The sequence below is a fragment of the Pseudomonas sp. SST3 genome, from assembly GCF_003325755.1.
The window spans coordinates 17922-41975 of the sequence record NZ_QORI02000031.1; the positions used below are offsets into that span (position 1 = coordinate 17922).

24 protein-coding genes are annotated in these 24054 nt (G+C 62.8%); 12 read left to right on the forward strand and 12 right to left on the reverse strand.

The features are described from left to right. The first annotated feature begins 45 nt into the window (after positions 1 to 45). The 3 genes from fmt (at position 46) to trkA (ending at position 3917) form a co-directional block, all read left to right on the forward strand. Positions 46 to 975: a methionyl-tRNA formyltransferase gene (gene fmt / locus DQ405_RS21130; RefSeq protein ID WP_168426001.1), complete on the forward strand. Its 930-nt coding sequence runs from the start codon at positions 46 to 48 to the stop codon at positions 973 to 975. Positions 976 to 980: 5 nt separating this feature from the next. Further along, complete coding sequence (gene rsmB, locus DQ405_RS21135) at positions 981 to 2306, forward strand: 16S rRNA (cytosine(967)-C(5))-methyltransferase RsmB (RefSeq protein ID WP_168426024.1); 1326 nt, start codon at positions 981 to 983, stop codon at positions 2304 to 2306. 237 nt (positions 2307 to 2543) lie between these two features. Beyond that, positions 2544 to 3917, forward strand: a complete 1374-nt coding sequence (gene trkA, locus DQ405_RS21140) for a Trk system potassium transporter TrkA (protein WP_168426002.1) — start codon at positions 2544 to 2546, stop codon at positions 3915 to 3917. Positions 3918 to 3921: 4 nt separating this feature from the next. Here trkA and DQ405_RS21145 read toward each other — a convergent pair whose 3' ends face one another. The 9 genes from DQ405_RS21145 to ehuR all read right to left on the reverse strand — a co-directional run bounded on the left by DQ405_RS21145 (position 3922) and on the right by ehuR (position 14347). Beyond that, the gene (locus tag DQ405_RS21145) at positions 3922 to 5301 is read right to left on the reverse strand and encodes an aspartate aminotransferase family protein (RefSeq protein ID WP_168426003.1); all 1380 of its coding nucleotides are present in this window, start codon (positions 5299 to 5301) and stop codon (positions 3922 to 3924) included. Positions 5302 to 5408: 107 nt separating this feature from the next. After that, entirely contained in the window at positions 5409 to 6872 is a 1464-nt protein-coding gene (locus tag DQ405_RS21150; protein WP_168426004.1) for an NAD-dependent succinate-semialdehyde dehydrogenase, read from the reverse strand. Positions 6873 to 7068: 196 nt separating this feature from the next. Continuing rightward, positions 7069 to 7722, reverse strand: coding sequence for a 7-cyano-7-deazaguanine/7-aminomethyl-7-deazaguanine transporter (locus DQ405_RS21155; protein ID WP_168426005.1), 654 nt, complete (start codon positions 7720 to 7722; stop codon positions 7069 to 7071). Between the two features lie 109 nt (positions 7723 to 7831). Further along, complete coding sequence (locus tag DQ405_RS21160) at positions 7832 to 8341, reverse strand: Lrp/AsnC family transcriptional regulator (RefSeq protein WP_168426006.1); 510 nt, start codon at positions 8339 to 8341, stop codon at positions 7832 to 7834. 103 nt (positions 8342 to 8444) lie between these two features. After that, positions 8445 to 9449 carry a N(2)-acetyl-L-2,4-diaminobutanoate deacetylase DoeB gene (gene doeB / locus DQ405_RS21165; RefSeq protein ID WP_168426007.1) on the reverse strand — a complete coding sequence of 335 codons (1005 nt, stop codon included), beginning with the start codon at positions 9447 to 9449 and terminating at the stop codon, positions 8445 to 8447. 3 nt (positions 9450 to 9452) lie between these two features. Beyond that, on the reverse strand, positions 9453 to 10643 hold the full coding sequence (gene doeA / locus DQ405_RS21170) for an ectoine hydrolase DoeA (protein ID WP_168426008.1): 1191 nt from the start codon (positions 10641 to 10643) through the stop codon (positions 9453 to 9455). 101 nt (positions 10644 to 10744) lie between these two features. Beyond that, entirely contained in the window at positions 10745 to 11725 is a 981-nt protein-coding gene (locus tag DQ405_RS21175; RefSeq protein WP_168426009.1) for a cyclodeaminase, read from the reverse strand. A gap of 62 nt (positions 11726 to 11787) precedes the next feature. Continuing rightward, positions 11788 to 12759, reverse strand: coding sequence for a hydroxyectoine utilization dehydratase EutB (gene eutB / locus DQ405_RS21180; protein ID WP_168426010.1), 972 nt, complete (start codon positions 12757 to 12759; stop codon positions 11788 to 11790). A 178-nt stretch (positions 12760 to 12937) separates the two neighbouring features. Beyond that, the gene (ehuR, locus tag DQ405_RS21185; RefSeq protein WP_168426011.1) at positions 12938 to 14347 is read right to left on the reverse strand and encodes a MocR-like ectoine utilization transcription factor EhuR; all 1410 of its coding nucleotides are present in this window, start codon (positions 14345 to 14347) and stop codon (positions 12938 to 12940) included. Between the two features lie 232 nt (positions 14348 to 14579). Here ehuR and ehuB point away from each other — a divergent pair, with 232 nt between their 5' ends. The 5 genes from ehuB to DQ405_RS21210 all read left to right on the forward strand — a co-directional run bounded on the left by ehuB (position 14580) and on the right by DQ405_RS21210 (position 18209). Beyond that, the gene (gene ehuB / locus DQ405_RS21190) at positions 14580 to 15434 is read left to right on the forward strand and encodes an ectoine/hydroxyectoine ABC transporter substrate-binding protein EhuB (RefSeq protein ID WP_168426012.1); all 855 of its coding nucleotides are present in this window, start codon (positions 14580 to 14582) and stop codon (positions 15432 to 15434) included. A gap of 237 nt (positions 15435 to 15671) precedes the next feature. Continuing rightward, positions 15672 to 16331 (forward strand): ectoine/hydroxyectoine ABC transporter permease subunit EhuC, encoded by a 660-nt coding sequence (gene ehuC, locus DQ405_RS21195; protein WP_168426013.1) that lies wholly within the window; start codon positions 15672 to 15674, stop codon positions 16329 to 16331. After that, on the forward strand, positions 16328 to 16987 hold the full coding sequence (gene ehuD, locus DQ405_RS21200) for an ectoine/hydroxyectoine ABC transporter permease subunit EhuD (protein WP_168426014.1): 660 nt from the start codon (positions 16328 to 16330) through the stop codon (positions 16985 to 16987). The genes ehuC and ehuD overlap by 4 nt, the downstream gene beginning before the upstream one ends. After that, positions 16984 to 17817, forward strand: coding sequence for an ectoine/hydroxyectoine ABC transporter ATP-binding protein EhuA (gene ehuA, locus DQ405_RS21205; protein WP_168426015.1), 834 nt, complete (start codon positions 16984 to 16986; stop codon positions 17815 to 17817). The genes ehuD and ehuA overlap by 4 nt, the downstream gene beginning before the upstream one ends. A 74-nt stretch (positions 17818 to 17891) precedes the next feature. Then, positions 17892 to 18209 (forward strand): tetratricopeptide repeat protein, encoded by a 318-nt coding sequence (locus DQ405_RS21210; RefSeq protein WP_168426016.1) that lies wholly within the window; start codon positions 17892 to 17894, stop codon positions 18207 to 18209. Positions 18210 to 18238: 29 nt separating this feature from the next. Here the strand turns inward: DQ405_RS21210 and DQ405_RS21215 are convergent, their stop codons facing one another. Genes DQ405_RS21215 through DQ405_RS21225 form a run of 3 tightly spaced genes read right to left on the reverse strand, consistent with a single transcriptional unit; the run spans position 18239 to position 20061 of the window. Further along, positions 18239 to 18505: a PilZ domain-containing protein gene (locus DQ405_RS21215; protein ID WP_168426017.1), complete on the reverse strand. Its 267-nt coding sequence runs from the start codon at positions 18503 to 18505 to the stop codon at positions 18239 to 18241. A gap of 29 nt (positions 18506 to 18534) precedes the next feature. Beyond that, positions 18535 to 19422 (reverse strand): lysophospholipid acyltransferase, encoded by an 888-nt coding sequence (locus DQ405_RS21220; RefSeq protein ID WP_168426018.1) that lies wholly within the window; start codon positions 19420 to 19422, stop codon positions 18535 to 18537. A gap of 27 nt (positions 19423 to 19449) precedes the next feature. Beyond that, a complete protein-coding gene (locus DQ405_RS21225) occupies positions 19450 to 20061 on the reverse strand; it encodes a DNA-3-methyladenine glycosylase I (RefSeq protein ID WP_168426019.1) in 612 nt (203 codons plus the stop codon). 136 nt (positions 20062 to 20197) lie between these two features. Here DQ405_RS21225 and glyQ point away from each other — a divergent pair, with 136 nt between their 5' ends. The 4 genes from glyQ to DQ405_RS21245 form a co-directional block, all read left to right on the forward strand. Further along, complete coding sequence (gene glyQ / locus DQ405_RS21230; protein ID WP_168426020.1) at positions 20198 to 21145, forward strand: glycine--tRNA ligase subunit alpha; 948 nt, start codon at positions 20198 to 20200, stop codon at positions 21143 to 21145. Continuing rightward, positions 21142 to 23196, forward strand: coding sequence for a glycine--tRNA ligase subunit beta (gene glyS / locus DQ405_RS21235; RefSeq protein WP_168426021.1), 2055 nt, complete (start codon positions 21142 to 21144; stop codon positions 23194 to 23196). Before glyQ ends, glyS begins: the two co-directional genes overlap by 4 nt. A gap of 4 nt (positions 23197 to 23200) precedes the next feature. Continuing rightward, a complete protein-coding gene (gene gmhB / locus DQ405_RS21240) occupies positions 23201 to 23743 on the forward strand; it encodes a D-glycero-beta-D-manno-heptose 1,7-bisphosphate 7-phosphatase (protein ID WP_168426022.1) in 543 nt (180 codons plus the stop codon). Next, positions 23740 to 24054 (forward strand): lysophospholipid acyltransferase family protein (locus DQ405_RS21245; RefSeq protein WP_168426023.1); only part of this gene is annotated, 315 nt, incomplete at its 3' end. The genes gmhB and DQ405_RS21245, both read left to right, overlap by 4 nt.

Below are 24054 nucleotides of genomic sequence, written 5' to 3' on the forward strand. Positions count from 1 at the left end.
CAAAGGCTTGCAGCAGCAAGCCTTTTTTATTGACGAGTCCTTTCCATGCGCATCGTTTTCGCCGGTACTCCGGAATTCGCCGCTCAGCATCTGCAAGCCCTGCTCGACGCCAAGCGTGATGTGGTGACGGTTTACACCCAGCCGGATCGGCCTGCAGGTCGCGGGCAGAAGCTGATGCCCAGCCCGGTCAAGCAGCTCGCGCTGCAGCACGGGATTGCCGTGTACCAGCCACAGACCCTGCGCGATCCGGCGGCTCAAGCGGAACTGGCGGGACTGCAGGCCGACCTGATGGTAGTGGTCGCCTACGGCTTGATCCTGCCGCAGGCGGTGCTGGATCTGCCTCGCCTGGGCTGCATCAACAGCCACGCGTCGCTGTTGCCACGCTGGCGTGGTGCCGCGCCAATTCAGCGCGCGATCGAAGCGGGCGATGCCGAATCCGGGGTGACCGTGATGCAGATGGAAGCCGGCCTGGATACCGGTCCGATGCTGCTCAAGGTCAGCACACCGATCACAGCTGACGACACCGGCGGCAGCCTCCATGACCGCCTTGCCGAGCTCGGCTCGAATGCCGTGGTTGAAGCCGTCGCCGCGCTCGAATCCGGCACGCTCGTCGGCGAGGTTCAGGACGATAGCCTGGCTACCTACGCGCACAAACTGAACAAGGACGAGGCACGCATCGACTGGAGCCGCCCGGCCATCGAACTCGAACGCCTGGTGCGCGCCTTTCACCCTTGGCCGATCTGCCACAGCCAGTTGGATGAGGCCGCGGTGAAAATCCACGCAGCGCGACCAGCGGCCGGGCAAGGCGCGCCCGGCCAGATACTCGATGCTGGTAAGGACGGTCTGCATGTGGCGTGCGGCACGGGCTCGCTGCTGCTTACGCGCCTGCAGTTGCCGAACGGCAAGCCGTTGAATTTCAGCGATCTGTACAACAGCCGACGTGAGCAATTCACGCCCGGCAAGGTATTCCAATAATGTCGATGAACCCGCGCCTCGCCGCCGCCCGCGCACTGGGCGTGGTGCTGTCCGGCAAAGCCTCGCTGAACAGCAGCCTGCCCGAGGTATTAAGCAAGGTCGATGCCCGCGACCGCGGCCTGACGCAAGAACTGGCGTTCGGTACCGCCCGCTGGCAGCCGCGCTTGGCCGGCCTTGCCGAGCGTTTGTTGCAGAAGCCCTTCAAGGCCGCCGACCGCGATGTCGAAGCCTTGCTGCTGGTCGGTCTCTACCAGCTGTTCTATACCCGCATACCGCCGCACGCCGCCATTGGCGAAACCGTCGGCTGTGCACAAAAACTGAAGAAGCCCTGGGCCAAGGGTCTGCTCAACGCCGTGCTGCGTAACGCGCAGCGTGATGGTGAAGCACTGTTCGCTGAACTGGAGCACGACCCCGTGATCCGTTTCGCTCACCCGCGTTGGATGCAGAAATCCTTGAAGGCGCACTGGCCGGAGCACTGGCAGGCGATCTGCACGGCGAACAACATCCATCCGCCGATGATGCTGCGAGTCAATCATCGCCAGGTCGAGCGCGATGACTATCTTGGCGAACTGCAGGCTGCCGGCATCGAAGCCTTTCCCTGCAGCCACAGCGAAGATGGCATCCGTCTGGCCGCGGCCTGCGATGTCAGCCAGTTGCCCGGTTTTGCCGAAGGTCGCGTCAGTGTGCAGGACGAAGCGGCGCAGCTGGCCGCCGGACTGCTGGATCTGGCGCCGGGTCAACACGTACTGGATGCCTGCTGTGCGCCTGGCGGCAAGACCTGCCACATCCTCGAGCGCGAGCCGAACCTTCAGAGAGTCGTCGCGCTGGACCTGGAGCCCAAGCGGCTGCAGCGTGTGCAGGAAAACCTCGACCGCCTGCAGCTACAGGCGACGCTGGTAGCTGCCGACGCCCGCGCCACCGACCAGTGGTGGGACGGCCAACCGTTCCAGCGCATTCTGCTCGATGCCCCCTGTTCGGCGACCGGCGTGATTCGCCGCCACCCCGACATCAAGCTGGCCCGCCAGGCCGACGACATTGCGCCGTTGGCAGCCCTGCAAGGCGAAATGCTCGATGCGCTCTGGCCGACGCTGGCGGTCGGTGGCGTGCTGCTCTACGCCACCTGCTCCGTGTTGCCGACCGAAAACCGCGACGTGATCGAGGCCTTCCTGGCGCGCATGCCGGGTGCCCGTGAGCTGGATCTGCCGAGCGAATTCGGTATCGAACAGTCACATGGTCGTCAGTTGCTGCCGCAGGAAAACGGCCACGATGGCTTCTACTACGCCAAATTGATGAAAATCGCGGCCCAACCAACGGCGAACTTATCGAAATGAACAGTGGCGCGTCTTGGTGAGATGGAATGAGCAAGGTGGTGAGGCGGCGGGCTAAAGCCCCACGCTATATGACGAGGCGGGCCATCCGAGGCGCCGGTGCATAGCACCGTAGGGTGGGCTTCAGCCCACCCTACGGTGTCATTCGATTGCGGTGGGCTAAAGCCTGCCCTACCGATGTGTAACCGAAGTTTGGCCAAAATCATGGGCGGCCGATAGCCGCCCTCCAGGAGCGAGTTCGTGAAGATCATTATTCTCGGTGCAGGGCAGGTAGGCGGTACGCTCGCCGAAAACCTCGCGAGCGAAGCCAACGATATCACCGTGGTAGACACCGACCCAGATCGCCTGCGCGACCTGGGCGATCGCCTGGACATTCGCACCGTGGTCGGCCGCGGCTCCTTTCCCACCGTGCTGCGCCAGGCCGGTGCGGACGATGCCGACATGCTGGTAGCAGTGACCAACAGCGACGAAACCAACATGGTCGCCTGCCAGGTAGCGTACACGCTGTTCCACACCCCGACCAAGATCGCTCGGGTGCGTGAGTCTGCTTACCTGACTCGCTCTGGTCTGTTCAGCAACGAGGCGATTCCGGTCGACGTGCTGATCAGCCCTGAGCAGGTGGTCACCAACTACATCAAGCGTCTGATCGAACACCCCGGCTCGTTGCAGGTCATCGACTTCGCTGAGGGCAAGGCGCAGCTGGTGGCGGTACGGGCCTATTACGGCGGCCCGCTGGTAGGCCAGGAGCTGCGCCAGCTGCGCAATCACATGCCCAACGTCGATACGCGCGTAGCGGCGATCTTCCGTCGCAACCAGGCGATCCTGCCCCAGGGCGATACGGTGATAGAGGCCGACGACGAGGTGTTTTTCATCGCTGCGCGTGGACATATTCGCGCCGTGATGAGCGAAATGCGCCGACTCGACGACTCCTATCGACGCATCGTCATCGCTGGCGGCGGGCACATCGGGGAGCGCCTCGCTGAAGCGATCGAAAGCCGCTATCAAGTGAAGATCATCGAGATGAACCCGGCGCGTTGCCGCTACCTCTCGGACACCCTCGACAGCACCATCATTCTTCAGGGCAGCGCTTCCGATCGCGACCTGCTGGTGGAAGAGAACATAAACGACGCTGACGTTTTCCTCGCGCTGACCAACGACGACGAGGCCAACATCATGTCGTCGTTGCTGGCCAAGCGCCTCGGCGCACGAAAGGTAATGTGCATCATCAACAACCCGGCCTACGTCGATCTGGTTCAGGGCGGCGAGATCGATATCGCCATCAGTCCGCAGCTGGCCACTATCGGTACGCTGCTGACCCATGTGCGCCGCGGCGATATCGTCAGCGCCCACTCGCTGCGCCGCGGTGCAGCGGAGGCCATCGAGGTGATTGCCCACGGCGATTCGCGTTCGAGCAAGGTCGTCGGCCGCGCCATCGGCAAGATCGCCTTGCCGCCAGGCACCACCATCGGCGCGGTGATTCGCGACGAGGAAGTGTTGATTGCCCATGACAACACGGTCATCGAGTCGGGCGACCATGTGATCCTGTTCCTCGTCGACAAGAAGCAGATCCGTGACGTGGAGCGCCTGTTCCAGGCTGGCCTGACCTTCTTCTGAGGTTTCAGAGCACCTCGGCGGCCACTGCGTCCACTGCACTTCGGGCGATCTCGACCACCTGATCGGCCTCCGCCTGCGTCAGCACCAACGGCGGGGCGAAGCCGAGGATGTCACCGTGCGGCATGGCGCGCGCAATCATGCCGCGCTCCAGACAGGCAGCCGAGACGCGCGGCCCTACCTTCAATGCCGCATCGAAGGGCGTGCGGGCCTCACGGTCGGCCATGAACTCGAGAGCGGCGAGCATGCCGATACCGCGCACCTCACCGACCAGCGGGTGGCTGTCGAACGTCTGGCGCAGCTGCGCGTTGAGATAGGCACCCACCTCGGCGGCGTTGCCCGGAATATTCTCTCGCTCCAGGATATTCAGATTCGCCAGTGCTGCGGCGGCGCAGATGGGATGCCCAGAATAAGTCCAGCCGTGCCCCATGGCGCCGTCGCGAGCCGAGGCTTCATCAATCACGCCCCAAACCTTTTCCCCGACGATCACTGCGGACAGTGGCGCGTAGGCGCTGGTCAGACCCTTGGCAGTGGTGATCAGGTCCGGCTTCATGCCGAACAGCTGGCTGCCCATGGACGTGCCTAGGCGACCAAACGCGCAGACCACCTCGTCGGCAATCAAGAGGATGTCGTACCGCGCCAACACCGCCTGGATCGCCTCCCAGTAGCCCTTGGGCGGGACGATGATGCCGCCGGTGCCCATCACCGGTTCGCCGATGAAGGCAGCCACGGTGTCCGGACCTTCCCGCTGAATCAGCTGCTCCAGATCCTCGGCGCAGTGGCGTACAAAAGCAGCCTCGTCCATGCCGGCCGGCGCCTTGTAGAAGTGCGGGCAGGCGGCGTGCTTGATGTCCGCATGCGGTAGATCGAAATGCTGATGAAAACTGGGCAAGCCGGTCAGGCTGCCGGTCATGATTCCCGAGCCGTGATAGCCACGCTGGCGGGAGATGATCTTCTTTTTCTGCGGGCGGCCGAGCACGTTGTTGTAGTAGCGCACCAGCTTGATCTGGGTCTCGTTGGCGTCCGAGCCGGAGAGCCCGTAGTAGACCTTCTTCATGCCCTCTGGCGCCCAGTCGATGATGCGTTGCGACAGTTCGATGATCGCCTCGGTCGAGTGACCGACATAGGTGTGGTAATAGGCCAGCTCCGTGGCCTGCTTGTAGATAGCTTCGGCCACCTCCGTGCGACCGTAGCCGATATTGACGCAGTACAGACCGGCAAAGGCGTCGATGAACTCTCGGCCTTCATGGTCGCGGATGCGGATACCTGAAGCGCCGGTGACAATGCGGCCCTTGAGCGCTCCGCTGGCGTGGTCATGGGCATGGGTGGACGGATGCATGAAGTGGGCACGGTCCTGGTCGAATAGCACGTCGTAGTCATGGCTCATGGGCTTCTCCGTTTGCTGTGATGGGATGGGGCTCGAACGCCTTCCCCTCATCCCGACCCGCCCCCGGCGGGGGGCGGGAGTGATTCGGCTCATCAATGCCGGCTGCGTCAGTAGCGCTGGCCCTGATGATGGATACAGACGTACTTAGTCTCGACGAAAGGCTCGAAGCCTTCGCTGCCACCTTCCCGGCCCAGGCCGGAGGCTTTCATGCCGCCGAAGGGGATCGGGTGGCCGGTGAACTTGGTGCCGTTGACCGCGACCATCGCGTGATCGAGCCGACGGATGAGCGGGTGGACTACGTCCAGCCGATTCGAGCAGACGTAGGCGGCCAGCCCGTATTCGGTATCGTTGGCCATGCTGACTGCCTCGTCCAGGCTGTCGAACGGCAGCACGCCGGCGATCGGTGCGAAATTCTCCTCGCGGTAGATGCGCATGTCGGGCGTGACGTCGGCCAGCAATGTCGGTTGCCAGAACCAGCCGCCGAGGGCGTGCGGCTCACCACCCGCCAGCAGCCGGGCGCCCTTTTCCAATGCATCGGCGACTCGTGCCGCGGTAGCGTCAAAGGCGGCCTGGTGCATCAGCGGGCCGATCTGACTGCTCTCATCGAGGCCGGGCCCGACACGCAACTCACGTACCGCGCGGGCGAAGCGTGCCAGGAAGGCTTCATAGATCGGCCGCTGCACGAGGATGCGATTGGCCGCGCAGCAGTCCTGGCCGGAGGTCTGGAACTTGGCGTCCATGGCCACCTGCACGGCATGATCGAGGTCGGCGTCAGCACAGACGATCACCGGTGCATTACCGCCCAGCTCCAGGGCCACCTTCTTCACGCCGGGCGCGGCGGCGGCCAGTATCAAGCGGCCGACCCGGGTCGAACCGGTAAAACTCACCGAACGCACGCGCGAATCCTGCACCAGGGTTTCCATGACCATCTGCGGTTCGCCAAGCACCACGTTGAACACCCCGGCAGGCAGGCCCGCTTCCTCGGCGAGCTGGGCCAGGGCGAAGGCGGAATAGGGCGTCTCGTGCGCCGGTTTGACCACCACCGTACAACCGGCCGCCAGCGCCGCCGCAGCCTTGCGAGTGATCATCGCGCTGGGGAAGTTCCAGGGGGTAAGCAGGGCGCAGACGCCAACCGGCTCCCTCAGGGTGCTCAGTTCGGCATCGGCAATGTGGCTCGGAATGGTCCGGCCATAGAGACGGCGGGCCTCCTCGGCGAACCAGGGGATAAAACTGGCGGCGTAACGGATCTCGCCCCGCGCTTCCGCCAGCGGCTTGCCCTGCTCCTCGCAGAGGATGGCAGCGAGGTCTTCCTGGTGCTGCAGGATCAGCTCGGCCCAGCGCTGCAACAACACTGCGCGCTCGTCCAGGCTTTGCCTGCGCCAATTCTCGAAGGCACGCTCGGCGGCATCCACCGCGGCGAGGATTTGCTCGCGTTCGAGCATCGGCACGTGGGCGATCTCGGCTCGAGTGGCGGGGTTCTGCACAGCGATGCTGGCGCCGCTGCGGCTGTGAACCCATTGTCCGTCCACGTAGCAGAGCGATTTGAACAGCAGGGGATGTTTGAGCGGCATGGCAATGTCTCCGGGCCAAGTGGCATGGGAGACATGCTAGGGAAGGGCGGCTTGGTGTTTTTTCCGTAGCGGCCCGATTGGCAGGTAAATCTTTCTGTTCGACGGGCGCGAAACAAGAAAAGCGTCGGGTGCGTGAGGTATGCGGTGGAAAAGGCTTCGCCGTTTCCACTTTACGCAGCGTTACCGGCGCTGTCGCTTACGCCGTGGCGGTCTTCTGCTGCGGCAACATGCGCACGATGGCGTTGAGCAGCATGCCGTAGAGCGGCACGAACAGCGCCAGGCTGATGGCCAGCTTGATCACGTAATCGACGCTGGCAATCTCCACCCAGTTCGCCGCCATGAAGGGGTCATCGCTGTGCCAGAAGGCGATAGAGAAGAACACGAAGGTGTCCAGCAGATTGCCGAATATGGTGGAGGCGCTGGGCGCAACCCACCAATGGCGCAAGCGGCGCAACCGATCGAACACCTGGATATCGAGGATCTGACCGAAGACATAGGCGAGGAAGCTGGCGATGGCGATGCGGAACACGAACAGATTGAACTCGCCCAGCGCCGCGAAGCCGCTGAACGCGCCCTGGTGGAACAACACTGAGACCACGTAGGAGGCCACCAGCGCCGGAAGCATGACCTGGGCGATGACTCGCCGCGCCGGACCCTTGCCGAGCAGGCGTACGGTCAGGTCAGTAGCCAGGAAGATGAACGGGAAACTGAACGCACCCCAGGTGGTGTGCCAGCCGAACAGGGTGATCGGCAGCTGCACCAGATAGTTGCTGGCGATGATGATGAGGATGTGGAAGGCGATCAGCCCGGCCAGAGTGGCCTGGCGGACCGGCGAAGGGATCTGTAGCACGGCATGTCCTTTTTAAAAGTGATGGGGTGAGGGAACCCATTTGTCGACCGATATGGCCGAGGCGGCGCGCATTCTAGTGCCAATCCGGGCGAGGGTATAGCCGCGTCGGTCAGAACGCCTCGGTTCGCGAGGCTGGAAGCAGTTCATCGTCAAGCGTTGACGGAGCGCCACCGTCGTCGCGCTTGACGCTTTTGGTGACGATGTAGGTGTAGTAGCGTTCGATGCCCAGATCTTCCATCAACAGCGTATCGATGAAGCGCTGATAGTGATCGATGTCGCGCGCACGGATCATCGCGATGTAGTCGACGCCGCCGCCAGTGGCATAGCAGAAGGCAACCTCCGGCGCTTCGGCCAGCCGCTGTTCGAAGCGTCGCATATCCTGCGCGGTGTGCCGCGCCAGGCTGATTTCCACCAGCACCTGCTGGGTGCGGAACAGCGCGCCCCAGTCGATCAGTGCTCGATAGCCGTGCACCAGCCCGACGGCTTCGAGCTTGCGCACGCGCTCCCAGGCCGGGGTCACCGACAGGTTGATGGCTTCGGCCAGCGCCGACTTGGTGATCCGCCCGTCCTTGGACAGGATGTGCAGGATCTTCAGGTCATAGCGATCGAGCTTGAGCATGATTCCCCCTTACCAGCCGGAAGGCCCCGGGGCGCAGATTACCTTTCCGCGCATCGGGCGAAGACACCTGCAGGGTAGCCGACCCCCCGCAGCGCAATTAGCGTCACCGTACCACCTCGGCGATGACCGCCAGCGTATCGCCACTCTGCACCCGCCCTGGAAAGTGCCGGGCGCAGAGCAGGCCGCCGCGCCGTGCCCGGTACTCCACCGGCACCACGCCGGTGCGGCGGGCATCATGCACCCGCGCTACCAGCTCACCTTCTCGCACGGTCTCCCCCAGATCCTTGCACAGCTCGAGCAGACCGTCGCTCTCGCTGCACAGGTAGCAATCGCCATCCGGCATGTCCAGCATCACCGACTCGGTCGGCTCGATTTCGCCGTCGAGCAGATCGAAATGGATCAGCAGATTACGCACGCCACGCTCGGCGATGGCCAGGCTTCTGGCGCTGATGGAGCCGCCACCACCGAGTTCGGTGGTGACGAAGACCTTGCCCTGCGCTTCGGCCGCGGTGTCGTACATGCCCAGCGCGTCCTGCTCCAGCATGCGCATGCAGAAGGGCGCCGCGAAGGCACGCATGCCCGCCTCGCAGCGTGCCTGCTGAGCCTTGTCGGCCAGCACATGGCAGGCCGCGAACGGCAGGAAGTCGAGGGTCTTTCCACCGGAATGGATATCCAGCACCAGGTCGGCCAGTGGCAGCAGGCTGCGCTGGAAGTAGTCGGCGATCTTCTGCGTCACGGTACCGTCGGGCCGACCGGGAAAGCTGCGGTTCAGGTTGCCCTGGTCGATCGGCGAGGTACGGGTGCCGGCCCATACCGCCGGGGCGTTCATGAAAGGAACGATGATCACCCGCCCATGCACGCGCGCCAGATCAAGGCTGCCGGCTAGCTTGCTCAGCGCCAGCGGGCCCTCGTATTCATCGCCGTGGTTGCCGCCGGTGAACAGCGCCGTGGGCCCCGCGCCGTTCTTTATCACGGTGATCGGGATCATCACCGCGCCCCAGGCCGAATCGTCACGTGAGTGGGGCAGGCGCAGATAGCCGTGCTGCACACCGTCGCGCTCGAAGTCGACAGTGGAGCTGATTGGGTTGCGCAGCAAGGTTTCAGTCATGGTTCAGTCCTTGACGTAAAGCTTGCGCGGCAGGTCGCAAAAGGTTTCCATCCCGGTCTCGGTGATCAGGATGCTCTCGGTGATTTCCAGGCCCCAGTCCGCCATCCACAACCCGGGAATGAAGTGGAAGGTCATGCCCGGTTCGAGCACGCTGTTGTCGCCCGGGCGCAGGCTCATGGTCCGCTCGCCCCAGTCCGGCGGGTAGCTGACGCCAATTGAATAGCCGCAGCGGCATTCCTTCTGGATCTCGAACTTTTCAAGCACCTGGCAAAAGGCCCGGGCGATGTCACCGGTGGTATTGCCCGGGCGCGCCACGGCGAGGCCCGCCGAGATACCCTCGACTACCGCCTGCTCGGCCTCGAGGAAGTGTGCCGGCGGCTTGCCCAGGTAGATGGTGCGCGACAGCGGGCAGTGGTAGCGCTTGTAGCACCCGGCGATCTCGAAGAAGGTGCCCGCGCCAGACCTGAACGGACTGTCGTTCCAGGTCAGGTGCGGCGCGCTGGCATCGATGCCGGTTGGCAGCAACGGCACGATTGCCGGGTAGTCGCCGCCATGGCCTTCGATGCCAAGGATGCCGGCACGGTAGATGTCCGCGACCAGCTCGTTCTTGCGCAGCCCCGGTTCGATGCGCTCGAAGATTGCCTCATGCATGCGCTGGACGATTCGCGCGGCGATGCGCATGTATTCGATTTCCTGAGGCGATTTCACCGCCCGTTGCCAGTTGACCAGCGCGGTGGCATCCAGAAAGCGCGCGTGCGGCAGGTGCTGCTGCAGCGAGCGGAAGGCCGCCGCGCTGAAGTAGTAGTTGTCCATCTCCACGCCGATCGCCAGACGGTCCCATCCACGCGCGGCAATCACCTCACTGGAAAGATAATCCATCGGATGGCACTGGCTGGACTGCACATAGTGGTCCGGGTAGCCGACGATGTTGTCGGCGCCCATGAACACGGTACGGCGCGCACCATTGGCATCGTGGCCGCGGCCGAACCAGAGCGGATCACCGTCGAGCGCCAGCAGCACACATTGGTGCACGTAAAAGGACCAGCCGTCATAGCCGGTCAGCCAAGCCATGTTCGACGGGTCGGTGACGACCAGCAGCTCGATGCCGCGGGCAGCCATGGCCTGGCGAACCTTGGCGATACGCAACGCATATTCCTCCCGGCTGAACGGGAGATTAACGACGATCTCGGACATCTTCTTTGCCCTCGTGGATGGACCGCTTTTGCTCTGCAGGGGCGAGCTGGCTCGCGAACAGGGGCTTGTGCCCCCAGGGCGAACAGGCTCGCGTCTGCAGATCAGGGGTTGAAGACGAAACCCCTGCCCGCCGCTCGGGCTCGGTCGAAGGCAAAGCTGGCGATGGCTGTGTCCTGCGCGCCAGTGCCGGTCAGGTCGCAGAGCGTGACCTGACCGGCCGAGGTGCGGCCGGGGTGATGTCCGGCGATCACCTGGCCGAGTTCGGCGAAGGATGAGTCGTCCACCGCGCCAGCGGCCAGTGCGTGATGAAGCTCACCGAGAATCCGGGTCTGGCTGAGCCGGTCGGCGACATAGAGATCGCAGGCAGCCAGGGCATCGGCGGCGATCTCGTTCTTGTGCTCGGCGTCCGAGCCCATGGCGGTGATGTGCAAGCCCGGCTGCAAATGATGCGCCTGGATCAAGGGCGTGCGGCTGGGCGTCGTGGTGATGGCGATATCGACGCCGTCCATTGCGGCGTCGAGGCTGTCCATGAGCCGAACTTCTACGCCCTGCAGCTCACCGGCGAAGACGGCCGCCTTCGCCGGATCTCGGGCCCAGATGCGCACCTCATGGATGTCACGCACCAGCCGCAAGGCCGCCAGCTGCAGACGCGCCTGCTCGCCGGCGCCGAGGATCGCGACGCGGCTGGCGTTCCCACGGCTCAGCCATTTGGCCGCCACCGCGCCAGCCGCAGCCGTGCGCACCGCCGTGAGGAAGCCGTTGTCCAGCAGCAGCGCATCGAGCAATCCGGTGCGCGCCGAGAACAGCATCATCAACCCGTTGAGGCTCGGCAAACCGAGCGCCGGGTTGTCGAAGAACCCCGGACTGACTTTGATGGCGAAGCGCGGCAACCCCGGCAGGTAGGCGGTCTTCACGTCTACCTCGCCGTTGTGCTCGGGAATATCCAGGCGCAGGATCGGCGGCATCGCCACCGCCTCGGTGGCGAGCAGGCGGAAAGCGTGTTCGACCGCGTCGAGGCTGGCCGGATCGAGGGCCAGGCAGGCGCGGAGATCGGTTTCGCTGAGCAGGATGGTCTCGGCCATGTTGATCTCCATCGGTGATGCACCGGACGGACCGGTAGCAGGGTTGGCTGGTTTGGGTTGTTCTATTCGCTGGCGCCGTTGAGCACCCGCAGGTGCTGCGCGGTGTCGACGTTTCGGCCGCTGATCACCACGACCACCGGCCCGCGAGGCTCGATCACTCGCTCGAGCAAGGCGGCGATGCCCACCACGGCGGCGCCTTCGAGCACCAGCCGCTCCTCGTGATAGGCATGACGGATGCCGGCTGCGATGGATGGCTCGTCGAGCAGGTGGATCTGGTCGGCCAGCTCACGAACGAGGCCAAAGGTGTAGCGATTGTTCAGCCCGATGCCACCGCCAAGCGAATCGGCCAGGCTCGGGCGCTCCTCTACTTCCACCGGGTGGCCGGCCTCCAGGCTCGCGTGCATCGCCGCACCGCGGCGCATGCTGATGCCGTGGACGCGGATCGCCGGGCGTTGGTGTTTGAGACCCAGCGCGACACCGGCAAACAACCCGCCGCCGGACAGCGGCACCAGCACCTCGGCGACTTCGGGGCACTGCTCGAGGATTTCCAGCCCGAGCGTGCCCTGGCCGGCGATGATATGCGGATGGTCGAAGGGCGGAATGAAGGCAGCGCCCTGCTCTCGGGCGATGCGCGCTGCCTCGGCCTGAGCATCGTCTTGGCTGTGACCGACGATGACCACCTCGGCGCCGAGTTCGCGGATCGCTTGGACCTTGTTCGGCGGCACCCGCTGTGACAGGCAGACGATCGCCCTGACCCCCTGCTGCGCGGCGGCAAAGGCGAGCGCCCGGCCATGATTGCCAGTGGACACGGTCACCACACCGAGGCGTTTCTGCGCGTCCGACAGTTGCGCCACTGCATGACTAGCCCCGCGCAGCTTGAAGCTTCCGGTCGCCTGCTGAGACTCCAGCTTCAACCACACCGGCACGCCTACCAGCTGACTGAGCGACGCCGACCGCTCCAGGGGCGTTTCCCGAACGAGGCTGCGAATGGACTTGCGGGCCTCGAAAAGCTGGTCAAGAACAATCGGCTGCATGGCGAACATCCCGATGGTGGATGTTGCCGAGTGTAGGAGCGCCGAATTCAGCAGCTGAATGTACTAGGACGCTATTTTTTCAAGCCCTGTATTTTTCCGCGCCAATCGCCGCAGCGCCCCGATTTTCGGGCCCTGCCGGCAATCGACAACGCCGCCGAGGTGTTTCGGCGAGCACATTTCAACGAGCACCGCGAAACTCATGAATTTCCGGGTACTGCTCGAACACTTCACGAACGCTCGCCAGCCCCTCGCGCAACCGTAAGTCGTCGCATTCGGCGCCTACACAGAGGCGCATCGCCCTGGGGCGGCGGGTGCCTGGCGGGAGAAAAGGGTCAGGAAGGGTCAGGGCTACTCCGCGTCGGCGCAGCTCGCGCTGCAGCGCATCCAATTCCCAATGTTCCGGGACGTTCAACCAGGCGCTGAGCGATAGCGGATGACTGCCGCGTAGATAATCGCCCAGTTCATCGCTGACTGCCGCCTGGCGGACGGCGATCAGTTCACGCTGCATGCGCACCAGTTCGTCCGCCTGGCCATGCTCTATCCAGCGTGTGGCGATTTCGCCGAGCAACGGCGCGGCCATCCAGCTGTTCACGCGCAGGATGCTCTCGGTACGCAGCGCCAGTCGCCGCGGCATCGCCAGGTAACCCAGGCGCAGCCCGGTGAGTACCGACTTGGTCAGGCTGGTGCAGTAGAACGACAGCTCCGGCAGGTAATGGCTGATCGGCAGCGCTTCGCGGCGATCACCGAGCAGCGGTCCGTAGACATCATCCTCGATTACGTACACACCGTAGCGCCGAGCGATCGCGGCGATCTCGCGGCGGCGTGCCTCCGGCATCACGCTGCTGGTGGGGTTGTTCAGGTTCGGCGTGCAGACCAGCGCGGTGACCCGCTCGTTGCCGCAAAGGTCCTCGAAATGCTCCGGGTCCAGGCCGTAGCGATCAGTCTCTACCCCTTGCAACGTGAAGCCGAGCACCTGGGCGGTGCCGATCACGCCGTGGTCGGTGCAGTTTTCGCAGAGCACCAGGTCATCCGGCCCGGCCAGGGAGGCCAGCGCAAGAAAAACCGCGTGCGAGGTCCCGTTAGTCAGCAGCAGATCCTGCAGCTCTACCGTCAGGCCGAGACCGGCGAGCCATTGCACGCCGACCTCGCGATGGTGCTCGAAGCCGGCGATCGGTCGGCAGGCGTGAATCCACGGTTGCTCATGTTCGGCGGCCAACTCTTCACAGGTCTGTCGCCAGAAACGGTCATGGGTCTCGGTACGGATGATGCGTGCCGTCGAGAAGTCCAACAGCGAGTTTTCACCCCGGTCGAGCATCGAACTGGCGACGCGTTCGCTGATGCGTCGGCTGACGAAGCTGCCTCGTCCGACTTCGCAGCGCACCCAGCCCTGGCGCTCCAGCTCTTTATAGGCGTTGGTCACCGTCTGCACGCTGACATCGAGTTGGTCGGCCAACAACCGCTGCGGCGGCAGGCGCTGGCCATCCTGGAGATTGCCTTTCTCGATGTCGCTCGCGACGGCAGTCACCAGCAGCTTGTATTTCGACGCACCACTGCCAGCGGCAAGCAGGGCCTGTTTCCAGTTGTGCATGACGGTCACCTCAGTCGAGGCGACAGGATCAACTGAAGCGCAATGTCATGCAATTGTCCTAGTGCAATCCCTGCTGGAAAACAGCTTTTGTATCCTCGGTCGGCGAAACGCGGCGCACGTTTCTTTTCTGAAGCAGTCAAAAGCCGCGCTGTGGCAGGGAATGCCCTGTCCTGATGCTCTCTCCTATAAACGCAGCCCGCCTGCGAACCATAACAGCACAGGAGTACTCACCATGAGTCGCGCACGTCCCCTTCACTTCGGCAAGCTCATGCTGGCCTGCACCGCTCTGGCCGGCCTTTCTGTAGGTAGCCTGACCCACGCAGATACCCTTGATGACATCAAGGACAACAGCAGCGTCCGCATCGGTTATGCCAACGAAACCCCCTTCGCCTACACCGCCACCGATGGCAGCGTCACCGGAGAGTCCCCGGAGATCGTTGAGAAAATATTCCAGCGGATGGGCATCGAAACCATCAAACCCGTTCTGACCGAGTGGGGCTCGCTGATCCCCGGTCTGCGCGCCAGCCGCTTCGACCTGATCGCCGCCGGCATGTACATCACCCCGGAACGCTGCCAGCAGGTGATATTCACCGATCCGCATTACCAGTTGCAGGACACCCTGCTGGTCAAGGCCGGTAACCCCAAGCAACTGGGCAGCTACGCGGATATCGCCAAGGATGAAAGCATCAAGCTGGCGATCATGTCCGGCACCGTCAACCTGAACTATGCCCGCAACGCCGGTATCAAGGACTCGCAAATTGTTCAGGTGCCGGACACCACCTCGCAACTGCAGGCCGTGCGTACCGGACGGGCGGATGCCGCAGTCGGCACTCAGCTGACCATGAGAGGGCTGGCAGAGAAGGCTGGCGATCAGGTCGAGGCGACCGATGACTTCAAGGACGACCCGGCCAACACCGGCTATGGCGCCCTGGCATTCCGACCGGAAGACAAGGCACTGCGCGACGCCGTCAACGCGGAACTGAAGGAATGGCTCGGCAGCGATGAGCATCTGAAGACCGTCGAACCCTTCGGCTTCGATCGTTCGAACATCACCGACAAGACTGCCGAGGAGCTCTGCAGCGCCTGAATGGAACCGGCGCGGCTGACGCCGCGCCGGGCTCTTCAGTGAATAGCCTCTCGATGGATCCTCCGCCTCCGCCCGGCCACATCGCTGCATCGCGATGCGCGGCACGCGGCTGGCTGCACTCCGTCTCCCATTGCGAGGCGGTACTGCAGCGACCGGATCGCAATGTCTACCCGGACAATCTCGCCGGGCGGCTAGCGATCTCAGCTCCGCCCCCCTGGAGCCAACCGGAAATCGACCATGAACGAACTACTCCCCCTCCTGCTGCAAGGCGCCTGGGTGACCGTACAGATCACCTTTTGGGGCTCCATGCTGGCCATCGTTGCCGCACTGATCGGCGCCTTGGGACGGCTCTCGCCGATTGCGCCGTTGCGATGGCTGGCGATCGTCTATATCGAAGTGTTCCGTGGCAGCTCGCTGCTGGTCCAGCTGTTCTGGCTCTACTTCGTCCTGCCGATGCCGCCGTTCAACATCGCCATGAGCGCCTTCAACGTTGCGGTAATCGGCTTGGGTCTGAATATCGGCTCCTACGGTGCCGAGGTGCTGCGCGGCGCCATACGGTCGGTGCATGAAGGGCAGTACGAGGCGTGCCAGGCACTAAACATGACCGCCTGGCAGCGTCTACGCCGGGTCATCTTGCCCCAGGCCCTACTGGCGGCGATCCCGCCCGGCACCAACCTGTTGATCGAACTGCTGAAGAACACCTCACTGGTTTCGTTGATCACGCTGTCCGACCTGGCTTTCCGAGCGCGCCAGCTGGACCAGGCCACCCTGATGACGCTGGAGATCTTCGGCCTTGCGCTGGTGATTTATTTCATTCTCGCGCAGGTCATCAACTTCTCTATGCGCACGCTTGAACGGCGCCTGGCTCCCGGGCGTATGCGGGGAGGCCTGTCATGAACTTTTTCGACTGGCAATTCGCCTGGGAGATCCTACCCAGACTGCTCGATGCATCGCTGAAAACCATCGGTATCACCATCGCCGGCTTCTCTATCGCCATCGTGCTGGGCCTGTTTCTAGCCGTGGGACGACGCAGCCGCTTCCGCTGGCTGTCGTGGCCGATGACCGGACTGATCGAATTCATCCGCAGCACACCGTTGCTGATACAGGTGTATTTCCTGTTCTTCGTGCTACCCAACTACGGCTTGAATCTCTCGGCACTGCAAGCCGGCATCATCGGCATCGCGCTGCACTACGCCTGCTATACCGCGGAGGTCTATCGCGCCGGGCTCGATGCAGTGCCTCGCTCGCAGTGGGAAGCTGTGACGGCATTGAACATGAAACCACTTAACGCCTACCGCAAAGTGATCCTGCCGCAAGCGTTGCGGCCGATATTGCCGGCGCTGGGCAATTATCTGATATCGATGCTCAAGGACACGCCGGTGCTGTCGGCGATTACCGTGGTGGAGATCATGCAACGCGCCAAGAACATCGGCTCGGAGCATTTCCGCTATCTGGAACCGATCACCATGGTCGGCCTTTTTTTCCTTCTTCTCAGTCTCGGCCTCGCCTGGTTCGTGCGCCGTCTGGAAAACCGTATGGAGCTAGCCCGATGAGCGCACCGATGCCTGCCGGCGAAACCCAGAACGCTACCAGCACCGCCAACGAGCCGGAGCTCATGGTGCAGTTTCGCGACGTGACCAAACGATACGGTGATCTGACCGTACTCAACCATCTCGACCTCGATGTTCGGACGGGCGAAAAGGTCGCCATCATCGGCCCCAGCGGCTCGGGTAAATCGACGTTGCTACGGGCACTGATGACCCTGGAGGACATCGACGAAGGCGTGATCATGGTCGATGACGAACCGCTGACCCACATGCCCGATGCCAACGGCAAGCTCATTCGGGCCAGTTCGCGGCATCTGCGCCGGGTTCGTGGCAAGGTCGGCATGGTGTTTCAGAGCTTCAACCTGTTCCCGCACATGAGCACCCGGCAAAACGTGATGGAAGCGCCTATACAGGTGCTGGGGATGCCAAAGAGGGACGCACGCGAACGCGCCGAGGAGCTGTTGGCGATGGTGGGGTTGGAAGACAAGCTCGACCATTACCCATCGCAGCTCTCCGGCGGCCAGCAACAACGGGTTGCCATTGCCCGTGCCATGGCCATGCGGCCGAAAGTAATGCTGTTCGACGAGGTGACCTCGGCGCTAGACCCGGAACTCTGTGGTGAAGTGCTCAACGTCATTCGCCGGCTGGGCGAGGAGCACAGCCTGACCATGCTGATGGTCACCCACCAGATGGGGTTCGCCCGTGAGTTCGCCGACCGCGTATGCTTCTTCAACGAGGGCCGTATCCATGAAATGGGTACGCCGGACGAGCTGTTCGGCAATCCTCGGGAAACGCGCACACAGGAATTTCTCAGTGCGGTAACCCAGGCAAGCTAGACGCCTCGCTGCACCAAGGCCGGTCTATCATGGTTTGCATCGGCCTGGTGAATGCACTGTCGGAGGGGAGAGCAATGCTCCAATCACTGGAAAACATGCTGGCCAAAGGCATGGACAACTCCATGCTGCGCTTCGGCCTAGGCAAGGGCTACCTGGACGCGGGCGACGCGCCTCTGGCTGCCACCCACCTGCGACGCTGCGTCGAGTTTGATCCGCGGTATTCCGCAGCCTGGAAACTGCTCGGCAAGGCGCTGCAGGCCAGCGGCGACAATGAAGGAGCACGCCAAGCCTGGGAGCAGGGTTTGATCGCCGCCCAAGCGCACGGCGACAAGCAGGCAGAGAAGGAAATGACCGTGTTTCTGCGCAAGCTGAACAAACAGGCCGGGGCCTAGCTGCGGTTGTAGTCACGCAGCGGACTGGCCTAGTCCTCCTGCACGAAGCGCAAGCCGATGCCCTCGGCATCGACGCGCATCACTTCCATCCGCAGCACAGGCGCCGGCATCGGCAGATCCTGCACCTGGCCACTGACGATCGTTCCCAACTGCAGTTCGGCCAGCTGCGGATGCTTGACGTAGACACCGCCATCGGACAGATCGCGGGTATAAGCGAACACTTCGCCGAATGACTCATGGGTGATGCGTATACGGCACTTCATGGGTGCACGTGGATGCTGCCGCTGGTTTGCCATCTGACGTTCCTGTTGTCTTCGTTATGTTGTCAGTACCAGCGATCTTCGCCGGCCGGGCGCTTCTTGAAGCGTTTCATGGTCCACATGTACTGGCTCGGCCAGGTGCGCACGTAGCGCTCGATGACACCGCTCATGGCCGCGACCGCGACCTCGACGTCTTCGTCGTACATCGCCGGCGGTGCAGCTTCAAGGATCACCTTGTAGCCTGACCCGTCCTCCAGACGCAACGCGTGGAGGAATACCCCGACCGCCTTGCCACCGGCGAGCATGCCAGGTACGAACTTGCTGGTCAGGGCCTGGGTGCCGAGAAAGGGCACGAACACGCCGGCGCCTTCACTGGGCTCAGGGTCCGCCGGTATTCCCACGGTGCCGCCTTTACGGACTTCTTTGATGACGCTGATGATGCCTTCGCGAGTTGATGGCGCAACCTTGTTGCCCAGCTGCACGCGCTGACGCTGCAGCAGATCATCCACGGCCTTGAGCTTAGGCGGGCGATAGAAAATGATCGGCTTGCACTGCGCGCAATAAAAATGATTCAGCACTTCCCAGTTTCCGAGATGACTGGTGATGCCGACGACCCCCTTGCCGGAGGCCAAAGCCTGCTCCAGCACATCAAGCCCTTCGACCTGCTTTACCAAACGCAAGGTCTTATCGGCGGGCCAGATCCAGGCGCAGGCGCTCTCGGTGAAGGTCTTACCGATCTGTTGCAGGCTTTTTCTCAGCAGCTGTTCCCGCTCGGCATCGCCAAGCTCGGGAAAGCACTTGGCCAGGTTGGTCCGGGCGACCTCGCGCGAACGGTTGGGCAGTTTCCACATCAACCAGCCAATGAAGCTACCCATTCCCTGTACCGCACGCCAGGGCAACAGCGCGAACAGGCGCAAAAAGCCAACCACCAGCGCACCTTTGAACTTGTCCAAGGATCTCTCCCGAAAAAATCAAAGGCGCTAGTGTAACTGCTTCGCGCGCTCGGCTACTTGTGAAGCGTTCTCGGCGCCAGGCGATGCTGCGGCGGCGAGCGATGCATAGCGATCGCAATCGATGGTGTGGTCCATCACCATTCCGCAGGCCTGCATATAGGCGTAGCAGATGGTCGGGCCGACAAAGCTGAAGCCGGCTTTTTTCAACGCGCGGCTCATGGCTTCGGCTTCGGGGGTCACCGCAGGGACTTCTCTGATCGACTCGAAATGGTTGATCTTCGGCTGGCCATTGACGAACGACCATAGCCAGCCAACCGGGTCTTCCAGTTCGAGCCACCGCTGGGCGTTGCGCCGCGCCGCTTCGAGTTTTCGCCGGTTGCGGATGATGCCTGCATCAAGCATGCGCTCATCGATTTCGGCGTCGCTCATTTGCGCCAGACGCTTTGGGTCGAAGCCGAACAGGACCTGTCGATAACGCTCTCGCTTGCGCAGCACAGTGATCCACGACAGTCCGGCCTGAAAAGCCTCGAGAATCAGGAATTCGAAGAGGACCTGCGGATCACGAGTGGGTACGCCCCATTCGCTGTCGTGGTACTCGATGTACAGCGGATCATTACTGCACCAGGCACAACGCGGCATTTCCCAGTTCTTAACGGAGGCGACGAGCAGATCGCGGTCACCGCGGCGCCTTACCCGAAGCCAAGCACCACCACGGGTTTCGGCCTTTATCGGGTATACTCCGGGGCTTTCTGTCGAAGCCAGCACAGGTGAAATTTTGACCCAGCCTACGCCTACCGTGCGCACCTTCCAAGACCTGATCCTCGCCCTGCAAAGCTATTGGGCAGAGCAGGGTTGCGTCGTTCTGCAACCCTATGACATGGAAGTGGGCGCCGGTACATTCCACACTGCCACGTTTCTGCGGTCCATCGGTCCGGAAACCTGGAACGCCGCCTACGTACAGCCCTCGCGTCGTCCAGCCGATGGCCGTTATGGCGAGAACCCCAACCGCCTGCAGCACTATTACCAGTTCCAGGTTGTACTCAAACCCAACCCGGACAACTTCCAGGAGCTTTACCTCGAGTCGCTGCGCCGTATCGGCGTAGATACCTCAGTCCACGATGTTCGTTTCGTCGAGGACAACTGGGAGTCGCCGACGCTGGGCGCCTGGGGGCTCGGCTGGGAAGTGTGGCTGAACGGCATGGAAGTCACCCAATTCACCTACTTCCAGCAGGTCGGTGGCATCGAGTGCTATCCGGTCACCGGCGAGATCACCTATGGCCTGGAACGTCTGGCGATGTACTTGCAGGGCGTCGACTCGGTCTACGACTTGGTCTGGACGGATGGCCCGTTCGGCACCGTCACCTATGGCGACGTGTTCCATCAGAACGAGGTGGAGCAGTCCACCTACAACTTCGAACACGCCAACGTCGACAAGCTGTTCGAGCTCTTCGATTTCTACGAATCCGAAGCCAACCGGCTGATCGAGCTGGAGCTGCCACTGCCCACCTATGAAATGGTGTTGAAGGCGTCGCATACCTTCAATCTTCTGGATGCCCGCCGGGCCATCTCGGTAACGGCGCGTCAGCAGTACATCCTGCGCGTGCGGGCGCTGGCTCGTGCGGTGGCGCAGAGCTACCTACTGGCACGTGCCAAACTCGGCTTCCCCATGGCAACCCCTGACCTGCGTGACGAAGTACTGGCCAAGCTGGAGGCTGCAGAATGAGTGCACTGGATTTCCTGGTCGAGCTCGGCACCGAAGAACTGCCGCCCAAGGCCCTCGGCAAGCTGTCCGACGCATTCCGTTCGGGTATCGAAAAAGGTTTGAAAGAAGCCGGCCTTAGCCACGGGCGGGTGCAGGCATTTGCCGCACCGCGGCGTCTCGCGGTGCTGATCGAGCAGCTCGACAGCGAGCAGCCCGATCGCAGCATCAACCTTGACGGGCCGCCGCTGCAGGCCGCCTTCGATGCCGAAGGCGAACCGACCCAGGCCGCGTTGGGCTTTGCCCGCAAGTGCGGCGTGGACCTCGCCGAGATCGACCGTAGCGGCCCGAAGCTCCGGTACAGCCGTTCGATCCCCGGCCAGCCGACCGCCGAACTGTTGCCCGGCATCGTCGAAACCTCTCTGAATGAATTGCCAATTCCCAAGCGCATGCGCTGGGCCACGCGCAAGGAAGAGTTCGTCCGGCCGACCCAGTGGCTCGTGATGCTGTTGGGCGACCAGGTCGTCGACTGCACCATTCTCACCCAGCGCGCCGGACGCGAATCCCGCGGCCATCGTTTTCACAGCCCGGGCCCGGTACGCATTTCCAAACCGACGAGCTATCTGGAAGACCTGCGCGGCGCCCGCGTGATAGCCGATTTTGCCGAACGCCGCGAGCTGATCGCCAAGCGTGTCGAGCAGCTGGCCGGCGAACAGAATGGCAGCGCCATCGTGCCGCCTTCCTTGCTCGACGAAGTCACCGCGCTGGTGGAATGGCCGGTGCCATTGGTGTGTTCCTTCGAGGAGCGCTTCCTTGAAGTACCGCAGGAAGCGCTGATCACCACCATGCAGGACAACCAGAAGTACTTCTGCCTCCTGGACGCCAATGGCAAGCTGCTGCCGCGATTCATCACCGTGGCCAACATTGAGTCCAAGGACCCAGCGCAGATCGTTGCGGGTAACGAGAAAGTGGTGCGCCCGCGTCTGACCGACGCCGAATTCTTCTTCAAGCAGGACAAGAAGCAGAAGCTGGACAGCTTCAACGAGCGGCTGAAGAACGTGATCTTCCAGGCGCAGCTGGGGACGGTGTACGACAAGGCGGTGCGGGTCTCCAGGCTTGCAGCCTTTATCGCCGAGCGCACCGAAGGCAACGCCCAGTGGGCAGCCCGCGCCGGCCTGCTCTGCAAGTGCGACCTTGCCACCGAGATGGTCGGCGAATTCCCAGAGATGCAAGGCATTGCCGGTTACTACTATGCCTTGAACGATGGCGAGCCCAATGACGTAGCCCTGGCACTGAACGAGCAGTACATGCCGCGTGGCGCGGGCGCAGAGCTGCCGAGCACCCACACCGGTGCCGTGCTGGCGGTGGCCGACAAGCTGGACACCCTGATCGGCATCTTCGGCATCGGCATGCTCCCGACCGGCAGCAAGGACCCCTATGCGCTTCGTCGTTCGGCGCTGGGAATCCTGCGCATCCTGATCGAAAAGCAGCTGGATCTCGATCTGGTAGAGACCGTGCGCTTCTCGGTCGGCCAGTTCGGCAATCAGGTCAAGGCCACAGGGCTAGCCGATCAGGTATTGGACTTTATCTTTGATCGCCTGCGGGCTCGCTACGAGGACGAGGGCGTCGAAGTTGCCTCCTATCTGTCGGTACGTGCCGTGCAGCCGGGCTCGGCGCTGGATTTCGACCAGCGCGTACAGGCCGTCCAGGCGTTCCGCAATCTGCCTGAAGCTGAGGCCCTGGCGGCGGCGAATAAGCGAGTCTCGAATCTGCTGAGCAAGTTCGAGGCGAAGCTGCCGGAAACCGTTGAGCCCCGTTACTTCGACAATGCCACGGAGTTCTCTCTGTATTCGGCATTGCAACAGGCCGAACAGGCCGTGCAACCGCTGGCTGCGGATCGCCAGTATCGTGAGGCGCTCGAGCGCCTGGCGCACTTGCGCGGCCCGGTGGATGCCTTCTTCGAGGCGGTACTGGTGAATGCCGAAGACGCTTCGGTACGCGCCAACCGCTATGCCTTGCTTGCCCGGTTGAGAGGATTGTTCCTTGGCGTCGCCGATATTTCCGCACTTGGCTAAGCCGGTGAAACTGATAGTGCTCGACCGTGACGGAGTCATCAACGAAGACTCCGACGCCTATGTGAAGAGTCTGGATGAATGGATTCCTATTCCGGGCTCGATAGAGGCGGTCGCGCGGCTAAGCAAGGCGGGCTGGACAGTGGCTGTCGCCACGAACCAGTCCGGGCTGGCACGCGGCATGTTTGACGCGACGACCCTCGATGACATGCATTTCAAGATGCAGCAGCTGGTGATGGAGCAGGGCGGTCGCATCGATCTGGTCGTGCATTGCCCGCATGGTCCGGGCGATGGCTGCGACTGCCGCAAGCCGCTGCCCGGGCTGTTTCAGAAGATCGCTGAGCACTTCCATCTGCAAGACCTTAAAGGTGTACCGGTCGTCGGCGATAGCCATCGTGATCTGCATGCCGGGATGCGGCTTGGCGGGTTGCCTTATCTGGTTCGCACTGGGAAAGGCGTGAAAACCCTGGAAGGTACGCTGCCAACGGGCACGCAGGTCTTCGATGATTTAGCGGCGGTGGTCGATCATCTGCTGGGGGCCAAAGGATGAACGTATTGCTGCCAGTACGCGTCGCATTGTTCTACCTGCTCCTGGCGTTCACGGCATTTGCTTGGTGCCTGGTCAGCTTGGTCTTTGCGCCCTTCATGTCGTTTCGCACGCGCTATCGGTTCGTGGTCCAGACCTGGTGTCGCAGTGCGGTGTGGCTGGCGAGAACCGTTGTCGGCCTTCGCTATGAGATCAGTGGCCAGGAGAACATTCCGGAAAAGCCCTGCGTCATTCTTTCCAAGCATCAGAGCACCTGGGAGACCTTCTTTCTCTCGGCGTACTTCGAACCGCTGAGCCAGGTACTCAAGCGCGAA